The following is a 20,985-nucleotide window of genomic DNA, read 5'->3' on the forward strand; positions in this document are numbered from 1 at the left end:
CCAAAGCTCTAATCCTAGCATCAAGCTACGTGTCTGTTCTACTTTTGGAAGCCAACACAGTAACTCAAGAATTTATATCTTGAACGTCATCTAAATTATTCGATGTGCCTTCTTGGTCATATTTAGAGTATTCGGTTAATTGAATTAATTTGATGTTTTTCCTAAATCTAATTTCTATTGATTGATATAAATTTACTAAAACTGATTTATCCAATTCTTCCTTAGTTCTATTTTGGGAATTATCGTCCCTAATCTCTTGACTAGCAGTACGTAAGTCGATGACTGATGCATACAAATTTAGCAAATCACTAATCTTTCGAAGGGTATAAATAGTAATAGTTTCTTCCTTAATCTCTCTAAAAATTATATTTGGCAAATCAATTTTCTTTAAAATAAATAGCGAATTGCCTATATCATTCCCATAAGGAAGCTTTACAATATTTATATCTTTATAACTTGTTTTAGTAAGATTATCTATGTTATACTTACCTATAAATCCTTCTAAATCGAAACCTATTATTACAATTACATAACTACTATCAATTTTCAACTTATCAACCGCTGAAAAAATATTTTCAGGTTCAAGAATATAGTACTTGTATTTATTTCGAGAAAAACTATATGCGATTACATTCTTTATATTCCCTGAAATACTTTCCGCAAGAATAGTATCATAGTTTAAATGGTGAACTTCTGAATTTTCTGAAAAAGTATCCTTGCTTGCTACCATTCTAGTACCATTGACAAGCAAACTATTAAAATTATCCACTATAATGTTTTTATTGTGAATAGGGCCATAATCTGACAATGTACTTTCAATAATTGACTTTGATTTATTAAAAAATTGCATTACTTTATCCTCTGAAATTGGTTGATTGATATCCGCGCTTTCGTAGGCTACTTCTAATCTAGCTTTTAATTGTGTAATAAAGGTCAAGGGGTATATTTTGTGATGTTCTATACACCATGCTTCTGTAATAAATCCATATTGTAGCTCCTTAATTAAATTTTCATTGTCAATTGCTTCTTTAACTATTATTGAGAAGTAATCTAGTGAATTTATCCATTCTTTTTTTAGTGCTTGATTTTGTGGAATTGGGGGAAATTCGAGCGGATTGCTATATGTAAAATAAGATTGTAAAGTGTATTGTCTTAAAAACAACACAGTAAAATATTTACATATCCATGTTTTCACAGCATCATCCGCCCGAATTCCAGACTGTTCAGGAAATGGATACCTTGAAGCAATCCAAACATAGTTATTATCATACTGATCTCTGAATTTGACGTACTGTTCAAATATCTGAATCATATAATCAGGCAACAGTACGTATTCTGGTGGTTGAGATTGAGTGTACTCAAATAGACGATCAAGGCATTTATATCGTTCTTTATATAAAAGTAGACCACCTAAAGCATAAGTAAATTCTAAAAATCTTTCTTTTGCCTGTCTGTTTTTCTGTACCTCTTCTTTATTTAGAACCTGAATCCTATCATCTATAAATTCTCCATATTCTTGATTGATTGTTCCAATGCTGAAACTATAAAATTTATTTGCATTTTCCCAAAATGCAAGAACCATGTCATCTTGTTCGTACTTTACAGCTATCCTTATATTGTTCCAAAGTGCAGAATAAGTCTCTTCAGATACATCATGTACTGAATATTCGCCCAAGAGCCATACACCCCCCACCGTGAAAAGGTTGAGTCGCTTTGAGTTTTTACTTTTAAAAATAGCTATTTCCTCAGAAGCTTTAGCAACTAACGAATAATAGGCTTTAGGATATATTACAGGTTTAGAATCTTGTTTAATTCTTTCGTTATTAAAAGCATCTTCAAAAATTCTAACTAAAGTATCGATTAGATAGAAATTCTGTTTTTGAAGCGCAAGTGTGAATATGTCCGATAAAGCATTAAAATATCTTATATCATCTGTTAAATCATATTTATTTTTTAAAAAATCAACAAACCTTAAAGGGGTGTAGTATACAAGTATTTTTTCCACAAATAAAAAGAAGGTAATAACTAAATTTAATGACGTAATAAACACAATATAGTCAGCTATTACTTGTACACAATACTTAACATCTTCTTGCAGTTCTAATATCGGAATTATGGATCTAATTGCAATAGAAATTAGTGAAACAATAAGAATTCCCCTAAACCACTTTTTGGGCTTTTCAGAATCAAATAATTCGACAATAACAGCTGAGGCATATTTTTCATCTAGCCTTGCAACAACTTGAAGTAGGATAGGATAAGTTATCCCTAAAATAGATGCAGTAACTCTTATATATAAATCAATATCCATCTTTTCTGGCAGCATGCTTTATTAAACTATAGTTTTCTAAAGTTTGTGAAATAGGCTTAGGTGTTTATGAACGAATGGAACGGCTTCCACAAAGAAAAGTCTTGACAGGCTAATTAAGCATCAATAAATCTCCTTTGAATCTATAATTGCAGATCATGTCATTGAAACTATTTTAAGCACACATTCTCCTAAGATACAAATACCGGAGCGTTTCTCATGTCACAAGAAAGCTGCCTAACTTGTCAAAGTCTGACTATCGAGGACTTTCTTGTGTCACTGGAAAGCTGACTAACGATCCAAAAACCGCCCTGCCGCGGGACGCGCAACCTGTCGCACATCAGTCCACCACTCCATTATTGGCTGTTGTGTGCACCCAACAAGTTAATGTACGCAAAACCGCGACATGATTCCTTTCTGCTAAAAAGCCCCTTTCTACCCCGCAATATCACCTATCCAGCCAGGCACTCCATCCACAAAGAAATGATATTGTCATCATATCGACAAGGCAGTATTTGCTGTATTGACTAAGCGGTGTTTTTCATCACCCGTATAAAGCAAAAAGGGGGCGGCTCCTGCTGGAACCACCCCCCTTTTGTCTTCTTACAAACGCTCCCTGGTTTAGGCCTGCTGGGGCTGATCGGGCTTGTCGGCTGCGTTCTGCCGGAGCTTTTCGAGACCTTTCTTACCGTAGGCCAGCCGCGTGATACCCACGTAGAGCACCGGCACTACGAAGATCGCCAGCGAGGTAGCTGCCAGCATACCGCCCAGTACGGTGCGGCCGATGGTAGCCCGCGCTACGCCCCCCGCACCCGTCGCCAGGGCCAGCGGCACCACGCCCAGAATAAAGGCCAGCGAGGTCATCAGAATGGGCCGCAGCCGGAGCCGCACGGCTTCGATGGTCGATTCGAGCAGGTCTTCGCCCTTGTCGACGCGCTCCTTGGCAAATTCCACAATCAGAATGGCGTTTTTGGCGGCCAGACCAATCAGCGTAATGAGCCCGATCTGCGCGTACACGTTGTTGGTCAGGTACGGGAACAGGATCAGGGCGATAATGGCCCCAAGCGCCCCGATGGGCACCGACAGCAGTACCGAGAACGGCACCGACCAGCTTTCGTAGAGGGCCGCCAGAAACAGGAATACAAACCCGATGCTAAGCGCAAAAATGTAGACCGAGCTGTTGCCGGCGTTGATTTCCTCGCGGCTCAGGCCTGAGAAGTCGTAGGCATAGCCGGCGGGCAGCACCTGATCGGCCACTTCGCGCAGGGCGTCGTTGGCCTGGCTGCTGCTGTAGCCGGGAGCCGCCGTACCGTTCAGCTCGACCGACCGGAACAGATTGAAGTGCGAGATGAGGGGCGCGTTTTCGATCACCGATGTTTTCACCACCGTGGTCATGGGCAGCAGCTGCCCCGCCTGGTTACGCACGTAGAACTGGCTTAGATCGCGGATGTCGGTGCGGTAGGCGGTGTCGGCCTGGGCCACCACGCGGAATTTGCGGCCGTAGATGATAAAGTCGTTGACGTACTGGCTACCCAGGTACGTCTGCATGGTTCGGTACACATCGCTGACCTGAATCCCGAGCTTCTTGGCTTTGTCGCGGTCGACCTCGACGCGGTAGGCGGGCGATTTCGCCGTGAAGTACGAGTAGGCGCGCCCGATCTCGGGGCGTTTCTGCGCGGCCGCCAGGAAGTTCTGCACTACCCCGTCGAAGGCCCGCACATCGTCGTTGGTTTCGCGCTGCTGAATCTCGAAGGTAAAACCCGACGACTGCCCCAGCCCCGGAATGGCCGGCGGTTGCAGCACCTGCACCCGGGCATCGTTGAGCCCGGCAAAGGCTTTTTGCAGCTTCACCACCAGCGAGTCGGCCTGCAGCCCCCGCTCCTTCCGTTCTTCCCAGGGCTTCAGCTGCATGAAAATGGTGCCGCTGTTCGACTTCGAGGCAAACGTGATGGCGTTGAGCCCCCCCAGCGCGGCAAAGTGGTTTACATACGGCTGCTGCTTCAGAATGCCCATCATCTTGTTGAGCACCGCCAGACTGCGGGTCGATGAGGCCGCTTCCGGAATCTCGTAGGTCACAATCAGCCGGCCTTCGTCTTCGGTCGGGATAAAGCCCGTTGGTTTGGCCCGGAACAGCAGCCCCGTGCCGATGTACGCCACGATGAGCCCGACAATGACGAGCGGAGTGGCTTTGATGAGCCGCTGAACGGCGTTCGAATACGAGTTCGTTACCCGCTCGAACCACTGGTTGAACTTGTAGAAAAACTTGTCGAGCCCTTTGGCATTCTCGTCGATGGGATGGGGCTTGAGCAGCAGCGTACAGAGCGCCGGCGTCAGCGACAGGGCCACAAAGGCCGAGATCAGTACCGATACCGCGATGGTGATGGCAAACTGCTGGTAGAGTCGGCCCACGATGCCGGGAATAAAGCCCACCGGCACGAATACGGCCGCCAGAATAAGCGCAATGGCGATAACCGGCGCTGAAATCTCGCGCATGGCCTCGATGGTGGCTTCCCTGGGCGTTTTCCCTTTGTCGATGTTAGCCTGTACGGCCTCCACCACCACAATGGCATCATCGACCACGATACCGATGGCCAGTACGAAGGCAAACAGCGTCAGCGTGTTGATGGTGAACCCGAGCGGAATAAAGAGCGCAAACGTACCGATGATGGATACCGGAATGGCCAGCAGCGTAATCAGCGTGGCGCGCCAGCTTTGCAGAAACAGGAACACCACCAGAATAACCAGCACCAGCGCTTCGAGCAGCGTTTGCACTACCTCGCCAATCGACACCTGAATCACCGATACCGACTCAAACGGCACCACGTATTCGACGTCTTTCGGAAAGGTTTTCTTCAGCGTGTTCATGGCTTCGTAGACCCCCTCGGCCGTGGCCAGAGCGTTACTGCCGGGCAGCTGATAGAGCAGCAGGTAGGATGCCCGCTTGCCATCGACAAACGAGTTGCTGGCGTAGGAGAACTTGCCCAGCTGCACCCGCGCCACATCGTCCAGATACACGAGCGAACCCCGGGCCGGATCGCTCCGCACCACAATTTTCCGGAATTCTTCTTCCTTACTGAGCCGGCTGTTGGTAAAGACCGTGTATTCGAAGGCCTGCGAGGTGGGCTGCGGGGGGCCACCCACCGAACCGCCTGCCACCTGCAGGTTCTGCTCCTGCAGGGCCAGCACCACGTCGTTGGGCGTCAGGCCCAGTTGCGCCAGCTTGTCGGGCTTGAGCCAGATTCGCATGCTGAAATCGTCGGCCCGGCTGAAAATATCACCGACCCCTTTCACCCGCAGCAGGGCGTCGCGGATGTAGATGTTGGCGTAGTTGTCGAGAAACGACACGTTGTGGGTGCCTTTGGGCGAGTAAATGGCCACCAGCATAAAAAGCGACGGGTTGCGTTTCCGCACCGTGACACCCAGCCGGGTTACTTCTTCGGGCAGCTGGGGCGAGGCAATGCCCACCCGGTTCTGCACGTCGAGAGCGGCAATGTTCACGTCGGTGCCCACGTCGAAGGTCACGTTCATGCTCATGCGGCCGTCGTTGGTGGCGTTGGTCTGCACATACGACATGCCGGGCGTACCGTTGACCTGCGTTTCGATGGGCGTAGCCACCGTTTGTTCCACCGTCTGCGCGTCGGCGCCGGTGTAGCTGCTGCTGACCTGCACCACGGGGGGCGTAATGTCGGGGTACTGACTGACCGGCAGGGTCATCAGCGCCAGAATACCCAGGGCCACAATCACAATCGAGGTGACAATGGCCGTTACGGGGCGATTAATAAATATCTCTGCAAACATGCGTCAACGGGTGAATGAGCGAAAGAGAGGAAGAATGAGAAAACGCGGTGCCGGATGGACACCCCTTTATTCGTTTGTCTGTCCGCTCGTTGAACTGTTGGTGACCTTTACCACGGCGCCTTCGCGCACTTTCTGCGTACCTTCTGTCACGACCTGTTCGCCCTCGCGGAGCCCCGCTTTCACCACTACCTTATCGTTGATGCGGGCGCCCAAGGTTACTTTCTTCTGCGAGACTTTGCTGCTGTCGCCCACCACGTAGACGAAGTATTCGCTCATCTGCTCGGTCACGGCCTGGTACGGAATCAGCAGCTGGGGCTCGCGGGTGGCGTTGCGCACGCGCACATTGCCGTTTATGCCCACTTTAAGCAAACCGGCGGGATTGGGAAACGCAATCCGGATGCGCAGCGTACCCGTCTGCGGATCGACGGCCCGGTCGACAATCTTTACCGAGCCGGGGTATTTGTAGGTACCGCCCGCCGGCGTCGTAAACAGAAAGGTGGAGTCGCTGGCGCGGTTCTGCTGTTTCTGGATGGTCAGAAACCGGCTTATCTGCGATTCGTCGACCTGGATATCGGCAGCAATGGGATCGTCGGCCGAGACGGTGTTGAGGGGCACGGCCCCCGGCGCAACGGCCGCCCCCAGCCGCACCTGCGAGATACCGATGGTCCCGTCGAGCGGGGCGTAGATGGTGGTGTATTTCAGGTTGGTCGCCACCTGCCGGATATTGGCCTGCGCGGCTGCCACCTGCATGCGGGCGCCTTCGAGCGTGGCGTTGGCGTTGTCGAGCACCTGCCGGGCAATGGCGTCCTGCTGGGCCAGCGTGTTGTAGCGGTCGGCGTCTTTCTGCGCCCGGTTCAGGTTAGCTTTCTGTACGTTGAGGTTAGCTACGGCCTGATCGTAGGTGGCGCGGTACTGCTGCGGGTCGATGGTGTAGAGCTTCTGCCCTTTCCGCACGCGCTGCCCATCCTGAAAAAAGATTCCCGTAATGTTGCCTGCCACCTGCGGCTGAATTTCCACTTCGCGCAGCGCGGTAATGGTAGCCGGAAATTCGTCGTAGTAGGTGGCGTTGCCCTTCTGCACCGTCACGACCGAAACCGCTGTAGGGGGTGGGGCGGGCTGTTTTTTAGAGTCGTCGCTGCCACCACAGGCAGCCAGCAGCGTCAGGCTGCCAAACATAAGCCACTGATTTGTAGGGATATTCATAACGTTGTTTGTCGCTGCGTTGTAAACGTATCGGTTGTGGAAATAAGGGCGTATTGACCTGCCGCCCCGGCTAGAACCGGATTTCGCCGAGGGCGCGCTGCACGTCGATCTTGCTGATCAGCACCTGATAGAGTGCGTTGAACACGTTGAGCCGCGCGGTGCGCAGGTCGGCTTCGGCTACCGTCACGTCGAGGTAAGCCCGTACGCCCGACCGGTACTGCAGGTTGATGATGCGGTAGGTATCGCGGGCCAGCTGCTCGTTCTCGAGCAGGGCGCGGTAGTTGGCCAGGTTGCCTTTGTAGGCCGACAGCGCCTGCGCATATTCGGCGTCGATGCCACTGCTCAGAGCCGCAAAGTCCCACTGCAGGCGTTTCACCTGGAGTTCGGCAATCCGCAGCTGCTGGATGCGCCGGCCCCCCTGAAAAATCGGCAACGCCACCGACAGCCCGATCAGCGAGTTGGGAAACACCTGATTGAAGAGCTGCCCGAAGGCGTTGTTCTGGTAGAGAAAATTGTAGTTGGCGAAGGCATTCACCGTGGGCAGGTAGGCCCAGCGGTTGTAGCGCACATTGGCGTCGAGCAGCTGTGCCTGGGTCTGGAGCTGCTGGTATTCGATGCGGTTGGAGGGGCTGACCAGCAGCGTGGTATCGATGTCGATGGCGCGCACCATCTGCAGCGTATCGTAGGCTACGGCCAGCTGGCTGTTGGGCGGATACCCCATCAGCTGCTTGAGCGCCTGAATCTTGGCCCCGACCAGATCGCTGTACTGTTTGCGCTGGGCCACAGCATTGTTGAGCGCGATGCGGGCCCGCTGCGGGTCGGTTTTATCGACAATGCCGCCCTGAAACTGGTTGGTGGCATCCTGCAGACTGCGTTGCAGCCGGACAATATCTTCGCCCAGGATATCGGCCTGCCGCTGGGTCAGAATCACGTCGTAATACGCTTTGCTGACATTGACGGCCACGTCGATTTTGGTACCGGCGGTTACCTGAGCCGCCTGCACGCGGTAGGCGTCGGCCGTACGGTTGGCCAGCAGCAGGTCGCGGCTGAAAATACTCTGCGACAGGGAGAATGAAGCGGTAGAGGTGTTCTGGGCGCCCAGCGTGACGGGTCGTTTTTCGCCGGTAGTCGCGTCGGGAATAAGCGTAACGGGCAGTTTCAGGTAGTGCTGGAGGTTATACCCCGCCCCGATCTGCGGGTACCAGCCCGCCAGTGAGCTGCGCACGGTGCGGTCGGCAATTTCCTGGTCGATAACCGACTGCCGGACCAGGGGCTGATGATCGAGGGCAAAGAGCACGCAGTCGGAGAGGTCGGCCCGCCGGCTGAGAGAGTCCACCGGTTTCTGGGCCATTGCCATCCCGCCGAGCAAGGCCCAGAGGAGGGTAAGTATCGTATGTTTCATAACGTGAGCAGGCTGCTGTACGTACCATTCCGGACAGTAGTCAATCAGGTGTACTATCTGTCAACCACGGAGCCTTGCCATTTTGTTCGCAGAATGCCCAAAAACTGTTGCATTCGCCCCCGGCCCCGATCGGCGCCCATTTGCCAAACCGGCTCAATCGCCGTAAATTTCGCCCTATTTACCAGTAACTAGCACTCATGACGGAAGCCACCCGAGAATCCGACGAACGTACTGAACGCTCACTGAACTTCATCGAACAGTTCGTTGAGGAAGACATCGCTGCCGGCAAAAATGGCGGCCGTATCCACACGCGCTTTCCGCCCGAACCCAATGGCTATCTGCACATTGGCCACGCCAAATCGATCTGCCTCAACTTCGGGCTGGCCGATGCCTATGGCGGGCAAACCAACCTCCGTTTCGACGATACCAACCCCGTTACCGAAGACACCGAATACGTCGACTCCATCAAGAACGACGTTCGCTGGCTGGGTTTCGAGTGGGAAAACGAGTTTTACGCGTCGGATTACTTCGACCAGATCTATGGGTTTGCCGAAACGCTGATTCAGAAAGGACTGGCGTATGTCGATGATTCGACGGCCGAGGAAATTGCCGCCCAGAAAGGCACCCCTACTGAACCGGGCCGACTGAACCAGTACCGCGACCGGAGCGTCGACGAAAACCTCGATCTGTTCCGGCGCATGAAAGCGGGCGAATTTCCGGATGGGGCCAAGGTGTTGCGGGCCAAGGTCGACATGGCCTCGCCCAACATGCAGCTGCGCGACCCTATCATCTACCGGATCAAACACGCCCATCACCACCGCACCGGCGACACCTGGTGCATCTACCCCATGTACGACTTTGCCCACGGGCAGTCGGACGCCATCGAGCACATCACCCACTCGCTCTGCACGCTGGAATTTGAGGTGCACCGCCCCCTCTACGACTGGTTCATTCAAAAGCTGGAGCTGTTCCCCACGCGGCAGATCGAGTTTGCCCGGCTCAACCTGACTTACACTGTCATGAGCAAGCGGAAACTCAAGCAGCTGGTCGAAGAAGGCCACGTGTCGGGCTGGGACGATCCGCGCATGCCGACCATTGCCGGGATTCGCCGGCGCGGCTACACACCCGCCAGTATCCGCGAGTTTGCCGACCGCATCGGCATTGCCAAGCGCGACAACCTGATCGACGTGGGGCTGCTGGAGTTCTGTATCCGCGAGGAGCTGAACAAGACCACGCCCCGCGTGATGGCCGTGCTCGACGAGCAGCCGCTTAAACTCGTCATCACCAACTACGAGGAAGGGCGCGAGGAAATCATGCACATCGAGAACAACCCCGAAGACCCCGCTGCCGGCGACCGCCCTGTGCCGTTCAGCCGGGAGGTGTATATCGAGCGCGATGACTTCCTGGAAAATCCGCCGAAGAAATTCTTCCGGCTTTTTCCGGGTGGCATGGTGCGGCTCAAGGGGGCTTACATCGTGAAGTGCGACGAGGTTGTGAAAGACGAAACCGGCACCATCACCGAACTGCGCTGTTCGTATATCCCCGAAAGCCGCAGTGGCTCCGACACCTCGGGCATCAACGTGAAAGGCACCATCCACTGGGTATCGGTGCCCCACGCCGTGGAAGCCGAGGTGCGGCTCTACGACCGGCTGTTCTCCGTCGAGAACCCGGCCGCCGACGAGCGTGCGTTCCGCGACCTGCTGAACCCCGGCTCGCTGCAGACCGTACGGGCCTTTGTCGAACCCGCACTGGTCGAAGCCGCCCGCAGTGGCTCGCTTACCAACGTGCAGTTCATGCGCAAGGGCTACTTCATTCTCGATCCGGACTCGACCGATGCGCGGCCGGTGTTCAACCGTACCGTTACGCTGAAAGACGGCTGGGCCAAAGAGCAGAAGAAAAACTAGGCACGCTTTATCAAAGCGCTGCCAACCGGGCTGGTTGCTGTCTTCCACGAACAGTAGCCAGCCTTTTTTTGGTCCCGGGCCCGAACATTGCCCGCCCCCGGCCGGTTTGCGAAGAGGCTGCGGCCCTCTCCTGACGGATGTATGACTCGACTACTGCCTCTTTCGATACTGGTGACAGGCTGTCTGGCGGCCGCGCTGGTCAGCTGCGCCCCCCGCTACCGGGGTCCCCGAACCAACCATTTTACGGGCAAAAAATTCATCAACCCCGGTCAGCCCGAACGTTCGGCGGGGAGCGTACTCGAGTGGCTCCTGCACCGCGACAAAGGCCCGTGGCCCGAGCAGCCCGATGCCTACGTGGGCCCCAAACCCCAGACCCGCGTGATGGGCGACAGTCTGGTGCTGACGTTTGTAAACCACTCGACCTTTCTGATTCAGACCAACGGCCTTAACATCCTGACCGATCCGGTCTGGTCGGAACGCGTGGGCCCCACCTCGTGGCTGGGCGTCAAACGCAAACGGCCACCCGGCCTGCGCTTCGAGGAGCTTCCCCCGATCGACGTGGTGCTGCTGAGTCATAACCACTACGACCACCTCGACCTGCCCACCATCAAACGGCTCGTAAAAGCGCATAATCCGCTGTTCGTAACCCCGCTGGGCGTGTCGTACCTGCCCGCCGGCGCGGGCGGACGCGTGAGCCGCGAACTCGACTGGGGCGATACCCTGCGCATCAACGACCGGCTCTCGCTCGCCTGTACGCAGGCGCAGCATTTCAGCAACCGGGGCCTCTTCGACCGCGACCAGACCCTGTGGGCCGGCTACCTGCTCCACACAACGTTCGGCACCATCTATTTCTGTGGCGACAGCGCCTACGGAAGCCATTTTGCCGATATCCGCCGGCAGGCCAACGGCCCCATCAAACTGGCACTGCTGCCCATTGGCTCGTACCGCCCCGAGTGGTTTATGGCCCCCGTACACATGTCGCCCGACGGCGCGGTCAAAACCTTTATCGACCTGAAGGCACAGCAGGCGGTGGGTATCCATTTCGGCACCTTTCAGCAGGGCGACGATGGGCTGGCCGAACCCGCTACCGATCTGCGCCGGGCGCTCACCACCCACGTTGTCGACCCCAGGCGGTTCATTGTGCCGCAGGAAGGCCGGGCGCTGGTGTTTCACTAGGCGGTTCTGTACTTTTGCGGCATGGAACGTACCGACCGGGAAATACGCAAGAGTGAACGACTGACCCACCTGAGATACGATATTCGGGGACCAGTGTATGAAAAAGCCCTCGAACTGGAGAGCCAGGGCTACAAGATCATCAGCCTCAACATCGGCAACCCGGCCCCTTTCGGTTTCGACGCGCCCGACGAGATCGTCCACGATATTATCCTGAACATCCGCAACGCGCAGGGCTACTCCGACTCGCGGGGGCTTTTTGCGGCCCGCAAAGCGGTGATGCACTATACCCAGACCCTGGGGCTGCCGGGCGTTACCATCAACGATGTGTATATCGGCAACGGGGTCAGCGAGCTGATTCTGCTATCGATGCAGGCGCTGATCAATGAAAACGACGAGGTACTGGTTCCCTCGCCCGATTACCCGCTCTGGACCACGTCGGTAGCCCTGTGTGGCGGCCGCCCCATTCACTACCGCTGCGACGAAGAAGCTGGCTGGAACCCCGATCTGGCCGACCTGGAAAGCAAAATCACCGACCGGACCCGGGCCATTGTGGTGATCAACCCCAACAACCCCACCGGGGCCGTCTACGACAAAAGCGTGCTCGAAGGCCTGGCCCGTATTGCCGAGCGGCATCGCCTGATCGTGTTTGCCGACGAGATTTACGACCGGATTCTGTACGATGGAGCTACCCACCACCCTATGGCCCGGTTTGTGACCGATACGCTCTGTATTTCGATGGGGGGCCTTTCCAAAAACTACCGCGCGGCCGGATTCCGGGGGGGCTGGCTCGTGCTGTCGGGTGCGCGGCATCAAGCCAAATCGTATATCGAAGGACTGACCCTGCTGGCCAGTCTGCGGCTCTGCGCCAATGTGCCGACCCAGTATGCCATTCAGACAGCACTGGGCGGTTACCAGAGTATCAATGATCTGGTGATGCCGGCCGGGCGGCTGCACAAACAGATCATGCTCGCCTACGACCGCATGGTGGCCATTCCCGGCATCAGCTGCGTGAAGCCTAAAGGCGCCCTGTACATTTTCCCGAAAATCGACCTGAGTCAGTTCCGCATCGCCAGCGACGATCAGTTCGTGTACGATCTGCTGACCGAACAGAAAGTGCTGGTTGTAGCCGGTACGGGCTTCAACTTTACCAGCAACGATCACTTCCGGATCGTGTGCCTGCCCACGGTCGATGAGCTAACCGTGGCCCTCGACCGGATCGAAGCCTTTCTGGAAAGCCGCCGGATCTGACCGTCGTTCAGCCGGGCCCACCGGCGTAAACAAACCATCGGCCGGTGCCGGGCGGGTGATTCCCAGCCCCGGCACCGGCCGATGGTCATTTAAACAGCAGGCAGCTTTCCGGGCGCCCCCCGTCAGCAGGTCATTTTATCGACCCGGCGCTGGTGGCGGCCGGCAAGGCCAATATGCCCCGGCTGGAAATGGAGCCGCCGGATTGTATTGACCTTACCGGCGGGCGCTCATGGTAGCGGCCGTACTACCATCGGTAGGCGCTGCCAATCGGAAACCGGTTGTGGGGCCGCTATTTTTATCGCCATCGATCCAGATTCGGCCCTGATCCACGCCGATGAGCACATTGTCATTGGGATCGCCCGTTTTTTCTTTCACGACAAACGCATACTGAAAGTTGCGAATGCCGGTGGTCGTTTGTTCGCCACTGATCACAACAACCGTTTTGTTGGCGATGCCACTTGATACCGCGCTCGCTTCAGCAAATATGGTAAACAGGCTACCATTGCCGGCAATAAAAGCGCCCTGCCCTTTACCAGTATCACTACCATTATTGGTGAAGTCGAACTGAATATCGCCAGCATCAGTCTGACCGTAGAACTGGTATTTGTAAGCGGCAATGACGGCTCCTTTCTGGTAGTTATCGTCTGGTCCGGTGGGGCTCAGCAACTCATAGGGAGATACAAGAAAAGCGCCCCGTAACGTTGGTGGTAATTTGCCTTCGTTTATGGTCATTCCCCGTGATCGCAGGCTGCTGATGATCCGATCAGGAACGATCTGCTGTATTTTCGGGGAGAATCCTTTGGTCGGATCGTCTTCTTTTTTTTTGCACGCACCAAACAGGAGCGCACACATGAGCACACAGGCCCAGGTTGATAAGGATAGGTTCATGTTGCGTTGAAAAATTGAGTTGAACGAAAGGGCGATCGGCTCAGCAACAAAGTATAAGCTGCTCGCCGGATGTGCTTGAGTCAATGGTCGCTGCTGACCTCGGTAGGCTTCCTGCATAGTGCATGCGCCCGTCTGTCCTATTCCCGTAACCAGACAGATGGGCGCATACAGCCTCAGCGCTCGCCGAAGAAATAGCTCACAGACAAGCCAACTGTACTATTAGTCATTTTGACCAGTCCGCTGCTAGGGGCAATGTTGGCCAGCCCGGTATTATACACGAGCTGAAAGCTTAGATTCTGCTCGGTCAGCTCATAGCCGCCCAGCAGCCGCAGCCCGGCATCGAAGGCTTTCAGATCCGTTCCCGATTCGATACGCTCGCCATCGCTGTTTCCTCCGATGAACAAGCCTATGTACGGCCCCAGGCCACCAACCAGCTTGCCCAATCCCACCTCGTATTTATACACCCCCTGCACCGGCAGTTCGATATAGGACGTGCGCAAGCGGGCCACATCACTCCCATCCGTAATAGACCCGCCCTTCATCGAAAACAGAAGTTCGGGTCTGACAGACAGATTGTCGTTGAGGCTATACTCGGCCACGGCGCCCAGGTGCACCCCTGCCAGTCCACTTGTCGACAAGCGTAGTCCCCCACCACTAAACCGTAAGGTCGATGACTGCACGCCGGCCGTTAGGCCGTAACGAACCTGCGCATTGGCCAGCCGGTGAAAACCCAAAATAAACGCGGCAATCAGTAGTACTTTTTTCATTGATTTTGTGTGGATTATTATGAATTGATTAGCGGGTGTAACGGGGTTTTACTTTCCAGATGTTGTAGTTTTTATCGGCATTGGAAAAGAAGTAGATCGTACCATCGGGGCCGAAACAGGGGTCACCTTCATCGGTATCACCCTGAGTAAGCTGGATGAGGTTGGTACCATCGGCCTTCATCACGTATAGGTGGTGATTTCTTTTTTTCGGGTTTTCCCGGTTGCTCACGAATGCGATGTACCGGCCATCGGTCGAGAACGCGCCGTCTTTGTTGTTGTAATCCCCGTTGGTGAGCTGCGCTTTTTGCCCCGTTTTGAGGTCCATCGTAAATACCTGCACAACTTTATCTACCCGTGCATTGTAGATGATTTTTGTATTGTCGTTCGGATTCAGGGCCAGGTGGCCGCCTTCGGTCAGTACCGTAAAATTGCCCCCCCGTGCATCCATCGAGCATATCATGCGGGTGTTACCCATGATTGTAGTGAAGTAAATCTTGCTCATGTCGCGCGTTATGACGGGCTCTGCATCATCTTCTCCCATTTCGCCCTGCGACACGTAATGAAGGCCAATACCTGACAGGTTCGACCGCGCAATCACTGGCCGGCTGGGCTTCACGTAGGCAAACAGTATATCCGAATTGTTAGGCATCCAGGTTGGGTAGGCGGCATCCGTGACCAGTGGGTTTGTAACAGGTGAGCCGATTTCCTTTTTAATGATGCGTAACTTTTTATCGGTTTTAGTTGTCAGGGTGCCCGTAGGCGACAGGGTGAAGTAGGTGGTTTTCGACAGACCGTTATACAGCAGATACTTGCCATCGGGGCTTACCCGGGGGTAAAATTCCTGGCCGGCATCGACCGTTTCGCGAACGAGACCATCGGCATTACCGGTGGGTGAAATTACCATCGACGATTTCTGCGCCCATACGGCACCACAGGTGAACCACACAAGGCAGTGGCTCAATAAAAGATTTTTCATAGAGCAGGGTAAGATGAATTGGGATGCGTTAACAACAAGGGAGCTATTTGCGGACGAACTCCTGGCCCGTACCAGGCAGCAAACGGGCAGGTAGGTGACAGCGGGATCAGTTCATTTTCAGACTGGCCTTACCATCTTCAAGACGCACCACCTCGAAGCGGAGCGCAGGATTTTTACCCAGCAGATCGATGAGTTCGTCGGTTTTACCCAGGTGCTCGATGTGCAGGACGCCATCCGTACCTTTAAGGTTTTTCTGAACCGCTTTCACGCTGGGATTCTTTTTCAGGCATTCGGCAACGGCCGTCAGTTTGGCATAAGTAGTATTGACCACATCGATATCTGTCACTGCAGCCGCCGGTACAGCGGTCACCGGTGCCGATGACCGGCCCGTGGCTCTGCTGGTAGTGCCCACACTGGCGAATTGGATATTCATAGCACACAGGCGGTCCAGCAGATACTGCGTCATCGACTCCGATGCGTTCCGGATGGCAACCCGATTGGCAACGGCTTCCGATACGTCGATACCGCCACCCGATACTGCGTTGGTGGCCAGAATAGACCCATCTTCGGTGGCAATGGCGCGAATTTCGAGCCGGGCCCGCGCCGACACCATCCCCCCCTGCCCGTTGGTACGCTCCGACAGGGCCTGCCCCGTTATAATGATGTTGGCTCCCATTTTGAGACCGATCGACGCCAGAGCCGCCAGGTCGGCCGATGAGTCGGCCATATGACGCATTTTGCCGTAGATTTTAGGATCGACAACCCGAAAGCCAGCTTCGACAAACTGGCGGGTCAGCTCGGTCTCGGTGGCGGTCTGCTCCACCACCACCGATTTGAAAACTGCCGAGGAAGCCGCTTGCCGGCTGTTGGGTTCGGCCGTTTTTTTGGCATCGTCGCGTTTGCGGCTGAACAGCCCCTGCACAATGTCGCGGGCAATACCCACGTTGGCTTCCCGCTCGCGCAGGGCCAGCTCGCGCTCGCGCCGGTTCAGGTCTACGGTGTTTTCATCCCGGGCCGTGCCGGCCATGGTTGCCTCCGTAACCAGGATAATTACTTTGGGCGATCCGTTGCGCAACATCTGACAGTTCTGCGCGGTAAACCGTTTGACGTCACGGGGCTTGACTGGCTCGGGTAATTCGATCTGATCGCGGGCATCGGCCATCACTTCAACTGCTTTGATAATGGCTTTCTGCATGGCATCCTGAACGGCCCGATTTTCCGTCGATCCACCAATAGCGATTCCATTTGGGCCACCCAGCCGCATTCCGCGAAACCCCGACGAGTTGCCCTTCATGTTTATGTCGCGGCTAAACAGCAGTTCAGCTGTTTGCGGATTAAGCAATTTAAGCGTGAAACCAACTGTCGCCGTGTTGCCGCCGAAGTTCAAGCCTCCTACCTGCGTCGACTTATTGCCTGCTGTGAAGTCGGTTACTTCACCCGTCACGATCAACTGAGCGCCCGCCATTTTGCCTGTTTGCGGGCCACTTCCATCGGTAAATCCATCCTGTGCAAAGGCCATTTCCCCCGTCGCATCGGCTACATTGCGATTCATCTCCATCACTCGGAAACAGTTGGTCTGTTGAATGGCCGAGGTCAGCATGGTAGCCAGTTCATCGCCAAAGGTTTCATGGGCCTGAGCCGAACGGCTCGAAACGTTAAAGCGGGCTACTTTCACGACAACCCGCTTATCGCGTGCTAACCCTTTGCATTTTTCAGCTACTTTTTCGAGGGTAATTTCAGGCGTTTTCTGTGCCGACAAATCGGCGAACAAACCCAGGGCCAGCCCAATGGTCAGCCAGCCTGTACGTAAACGGATAGACATAACGAGAAATGGTGTGGTTATAAACAGGGGTCCGAACCGAACATCGGCCCGGGGTGGCTGTCTGTTAGTGAATACCCGCGCCTGGCCTGTATGTAACAACCGACCCCACAATTATTTTATGGTACCGGTAGCCGGCCCGGCCTGAGCGACCTGACGCTTACCAGCGTGCCAATGCACTGGTAAGCGTCAGGTCGAGGTTGTGTGAAACTACCGTCGGCCTGGGCGTTGCATCGAACCGAATCCATGTAGGCTCGTAACTCAGCGCCAGACGCACAGCCCGTGGGCGGATTGTTTCTTTCAATAGCGCCACGCCTACCGATACCCGCGGTTGTAGCGACGGCAGAACCTGGGGCAGCGTGGTTGTGAGCGCTCCTGCTGCATAGTTCTGGTACGAAAGCCCCAGTGGCCAGCGTAACATGGGTCCAACGCTCACAAACCCGCTTACCTGGTGCGCCAACAACCGGTTTATGCGGGATGCGCCCGACTGCCAGGTTAGCTTGGGGGCCAGCGTAAGCCAGCGCACCGTGAGAGACTCGAGCAGGCGGGTGACCTTGCCATCCCAAACGGTGGTTCCGTAGCGTTGCGTCGAGTAAGCCAGTTCGGCTTCGTATTGCCAGGGAGTAAACCACCGGAAGCGCCTTACCGAGAGCCCCCCATACCAATTCAGGGCTTGTGGCATGGTGTAGAGCAGCCCGCCCACCGGCATACCATCGACCGAAAAAGCGGGTTTACCCACCACTGTCAGGCCACCCACTACGCCCACATCCCAGAACAGGCGTTCGGGATGCCGCTCGACATAGGCTGCGCTGGCCGCATCTGAAAAGTAACTGGCTTTGGCCAGTGTGGACCGTTCCGTGTGCAGCTTCTGCCAAAATCGCGTCATGGCCCAGATTCTGTCGCTGAAGAACGGATGCGCAGCCGATTCGGCAGGCGCTCGTCGTGCTGTATGCGGGCCGGTGTCTTTCATACCACCCAGATACGGATCGGCCCCGGCCGTTTGGATGTAGGTAGTATCGAAACTGTTGATGAAGGCCGGAAACGAGAATCGCTCGCTGGTCCGGCTTAACAGCCATAATCCAAAAAAATCAGCTTCGAACTCGCGGGCCTGCAGCCCATCGATGGCAGATGACTTCCGGACTTGCTTTTTGCTGTCGGTCTCCTGGCGGTACAGCCTGTCGATAGGCAAAATGGGGCTGCCTCCATCCAGATGCCCCAGCACATGATGACCAATCTCATGAGCCAGTACGTGCCAGTCGATCCAGGTTGCAGGCCCCTTCTGTTTGCTGATCCGCCTAAGGTATGTGTTGTTATAGCTGATGAGTCGCTCCCGGCGCAGGAGCCGTCCGTTCAGGCGAACCCCACAAATCAGCGCACTGGGAACAGCACAACTGGTTTCCCGAACCTGAATGGTTTCGTTGAAGCGGAACCGCCCGTAGCGGCTTATGTCGGCCAGCAACCCATTGACCATCGCCACCGCTTTTTCTTCGCTGTCGAGATAGCCCCTTCCGTCGGCCGACACAATATCAGCACAGTCGCAGCGGCCGCGCAACAACTGCCCCGAAGCCGGGCCGGTCAATAACAGGGTGGCCAGTAACAGGCCTACGGTACGATAGGTTGCGGTTCGTCGGCACATTCGAGGAGCGGAAAAAGGGGTTTGCCTGGCTGAGCCAGGTACAAGCGTTGCTGATTGGGATCAAATCGAAACACGGTGGCGCGCCACGCTACGGTGTCCTGAGCCGCACGCAGGTAGATACGCAGTGTGTCCTGACAGAACCGGTAGGCTGTCTTACCCGCAGGCCGATTGGTCTGCTGCCAGATAAGCCAGATCGAGCCAGCGTAATTATCGTATCCGAGTCGCGTCCGGTCATCGCGGCCAACGAGCAGAAACACATCCTGCTTTTTAACCTTTAGAACCGACGATGCGGGGGTCTGCCGGAGCCACCAGACCAGCCACACACCGGCCAGCAGCAGGGTCAGACACGCAGCCAGAGCATAGGAACGCCAGACCGGCCGGACCGGCTGACGCGACTGCAGAGGGCCATGACCTACTGTTTTCCAGGCTACTCGTCCGGCTTCTTCCCAGGCTGCTTCGGCCAGTGTTTGCTCCAGCATCAGATCGGTGTAAAACGCCGGATCAGACTGTAAGAGATGCTGCACCTGCCGCATCTCGTCGTCGGTCAGCGTTCCCTGCCGATATTTGGCAATTAGTTCCTGTCGTTGTAAAGGGGTCATGCAGGGAAAGCGCTTACCGCACGGTTTAAGCTAATTTACTGGCCATTTCTTTCAATTCTTCCAGGCACGCATTCACTTTCCCCTCGAGCGTTTTCTGATTTTGCTTATAGGCAATACTGAGCGTAAAAAAGGGGACCAGATCACTGTATTCATTGTTATACCGGCTACGGATAAGTTTCTCACAATCGCCTGGCAGTCGAGCCAGTAAGCGGTCGAGCCAGCGCTTCTGCTCATCCAGATAATCATCGCCAGCGTCGTCGGCCGTTTCGGGCAACCCGGTCACAGGGTCAGTCTGAACCATCCATTCGTCAAACTCGGCCGCTGTTTGCGGGCTGCTACTGCTCACCGACTCCAGCAGCTTATCAATGGCGTGGCTTACTTTGACAAATGCATACAGGAACGTTGTTAGCCGGGCGTCGAGCATAAACTCCTCAGGCTGGCTGGCGTATCGATCACACTTACGTATAAAGTCAAACTTCACCTTACTAATCATGTCTTCGATACCGGCACTCAGTCTGTCGGTGAGTGCCCCGACCTGTCGACGTATTTTCTGCCTGACCCAGCCTGAGACAATCAGCGTTGCCGTTTCAATAAAATAGGCCTCCTCTCGGGAATGAAACAGGTAGACCCGCAGGGCGATCTGATCAGTCAGATACTCTTTGAACAGCTGAGGCCGCAGTTCAATGCCATTGTTACGCAGCCAGAATACGGGTGCAGTTTCCAGGGTAGACGACTCTTTGCACCAGCCTGTCAGTAAGGCGCGCATGGTTCGGTAGACCACCGCGTCAACGTCGCTGTCGGTCAGCAGGCTGGCCAGCCGTTTCAGCTGGTTGGCAGGCGGGCCCTGTCGAAGCTGGGTCAGCACCTGCTCGATGGCCACCTGCCAGTGTCGGCTTTGTTGCACCAGGGCGTCGATTGAAAACCGGGCGGCTTTGGGGTCTTGCCGCCGAATCAGCCCCCGCCATCGACAGGCATCCACGAGCTGAGCCACCACCAGTCGGTGCTGATCGGCTGCGAACATGCCTGGGTCAGGCAGCCCTGTGAGCAGACTGAAGAGCTCGACCCGTACCATACCCACCAGCCAGGCATCAGCCTGTTCGGCCTGCGTTAGCCGCTCACGGATAAGTGGATCGAACAGGGCCTGAAACTGCGCACCGAAGGCGGGCGATGTGGTATCAGGCCACCCGGCTAACGCTGTTTCGCGCTGTTCGGCGCCTTGTTTTTCGCCACGATTGCGACGCGGGAACAACCTCATGGTAGC

At 54.9% G+C, this 20,985-nt stretch carries 14 protein-coding genes; 3 read left to right on the forward strand and 11 right to left on the reverse strand.

The annotated features are described in order from the left end of the window. Positions 1-64: 64 nt before the first annotated feature. The 4 genes from ACYVAC_RS08485 to ACYVAC_RS08500 form a co-directional block, all read right to left on the reverse strand. Positions 65-2,326, reverse strand: a complete 2,262-nt coding sequence (locus tag ACYVAC_RS08485; RefSeq protein WP_461097184.1) for a hypothetical protein — start codon at positions 2,324-2,326, stop codon at positions 65-67. 603 nt (positions 2,327-2,929) lie between these two features. Further along, the gene (locus ACYVAC_RS08490) at positions 2,930-6,106 is read right to left on the reverse strand and encodes an efflux RND transporter permease subunit (protein ID WP_461097185.1); all 3,177 of its coding nucleotides are present in this window, start codon (positions 6,104-6,106) and stop codon (positions 2,930-2,932) included. 66 nt (positions 6,107-6,172) lie between these two features. After that, positions 6,173-7,309, reverse strand: a complete 1,137-nt coding sequence (locus ACYVAC_RS08495) for an efflux RND transporter periplasmic adaptor subunit (RefSeq protein ID WP_461097186.1) — start codon at positions 7,307-7,309, stop codon at positions 6,173-6,175. Positions 7,310-7,379: 70 nt separating this feature from the next. Beyond that, positions 7,380-8,711 carry a TolC family protein gene (locus tag ACYVAC_RS08500; protein ID WP_461097187.1) on the reverse strand — a complete coding sequence of 444 codons (1,332 nt, stop codon included), beginning with the start codon at positions 8,709-8,711 and terminating at the stop codon, positions 7,380-7,382. Between the two features lie 197 nt (positions 8,712-8,908). Here ACYVAC_RS08500 and ACYVAC_RS08505 point away from each other — a divergent pair, with 197 nt between their 5' ends. The 3 genes from ACYVAC_RS08505 to ACYVAC_RS08515 all read left to right on the forward strand — a co-directional run bounded on the left by ACYVAC_RS08505 (position 8,909) and on the right by ACYVAC_RS08515 (position 13,039). Continuing rightward, entirely contained in the window at positions 8,909-10,615 is a 1,707-nt protein-coding gene (locus tag ACYVAC_RS08505) for a glutamine--tRNA ligase/YqeY domain fusion protein (RefSeq protein WP_461097188.1), read from the forward strand. Between the two features lie 141 nt (positions 10,616-10,756). Continuing rightward, positions 10,757-11,791: an MBL fold metallo-hydrolase gene (locus ACYVAC_RS08510; protein ID WP_461097189.1), complete on the forward strand. Its 1,035-nt coding sequence runs from the start codon at positions 10,757-10,759 to the stop codon at positions 11,789-11,791. 21 nt (positions 11,792-11,812) lie between these two features. Beyond that, positions 11,813-13,039 carry a pyridoxal phosphate-dependent aminotransferase gene (locus ACYVAC_RS08515; RefSeq protein ID WP_461097190.1) on the forward strand — a complete coding sequence of 409 codons (1,227 nt, stop codon included), beginning with the start codon at positions 11,813-11,815 and terminating at the stop codon, positions 13,037-13,039. 213 nt (positions 13,040-13,252) lie between these two features. Here ACYVAC_RS08515 and ACYVAC_RS08520 read toward each other — a convergent pair whose 3' ends face one another. The 7 genes from ACYVAC_RS08520 to ACYVAC_RS08550 form a co-directional block, all read right to left on the reverse strand. Further along, entirely contained in the window at positions 13,253-14,044 is a 792-nt protein-coding gene (locus tag ACYVAC_RS08520) for a hypothetical protein (RefSeq protein WP_461097191.1), read from the reverse strand. Positions 14,045-14,100: 56 nt separating this feature from the next. Next, complete coding sequence (locus tag ACYVAC_RS08525; protein WP_461097192.1) at positions 14,101-14,694, reverse strand: porin family protein; 594 nt, start codon at positions 14,692-14,694, stop codon at positions 14,101-14,103. Between the two features lie 28 nt (positions 14,695-14,722). After that, a complete protein-coding gene (locus tag ACYVAC_RS08530) occupies positions 14,723-15,670 on the reverse strand; it encodes a TolB family protein (RefSeq protein ID WP_461097193.1) in 948 nt (315 codons plus the stop codon). Positions 15,671-15,776: 106 nt separating this feature from the next. Next, complete coding sequence (locus ACYVAC_RS08535) at positions 15,777-17,492, reverse strand: CsgG/HfaB family protein (RefSeq protein ID WP_461097194.1); 1,716 nt, start codon at positions 17,490-17,492, stop codon at positions 15,777-15,779. A gap of 157 nt (positions 17,493-17,649) precedes the next feature. Next, positions 17,650-19,125, reverse strand: a complete 1,476-nt coding sequence (locus ACYVAC_RS08540; protein ID WP_461097195.1) for a M48 family metalloprotease — start codon at positions 19,123-19,125, stop codon at positions 17,650-17,652. Further along, positions 19,092-19,724 (reverse strand): hypothetical protein, encoded by a 633-nt coding sequence (locus ACYVAC_RS08545; RefSeq protein WP_461097196.1) that lies wholly within the window; start codon positions 19,722-19,724, stop codon positions 19,092-19,094. The genes ACYVAC_RS08540 and ACYVAC_RS08545 overlap by 34 nt, the downstream gene beginning before the upstream one ends. Before the next feature lie 25 nt (positions 19,725-19,749). Further along, positions 19,750-20,979: a hypothetical protein gene (locus ACYVAC_RS08550; RefSeq protein WP_461097197.1), complete on the reverse strand. Its 1,230-nt coding sequence runs from the start codon at positions 20,977-20,979 to the stop codon at positions 19,750-19,752. Positions 20,980-20,985: the final 6 nt, after the last annotated feature.

Source organism: Spirosoma luteolum (assembly GCF_054778875.1).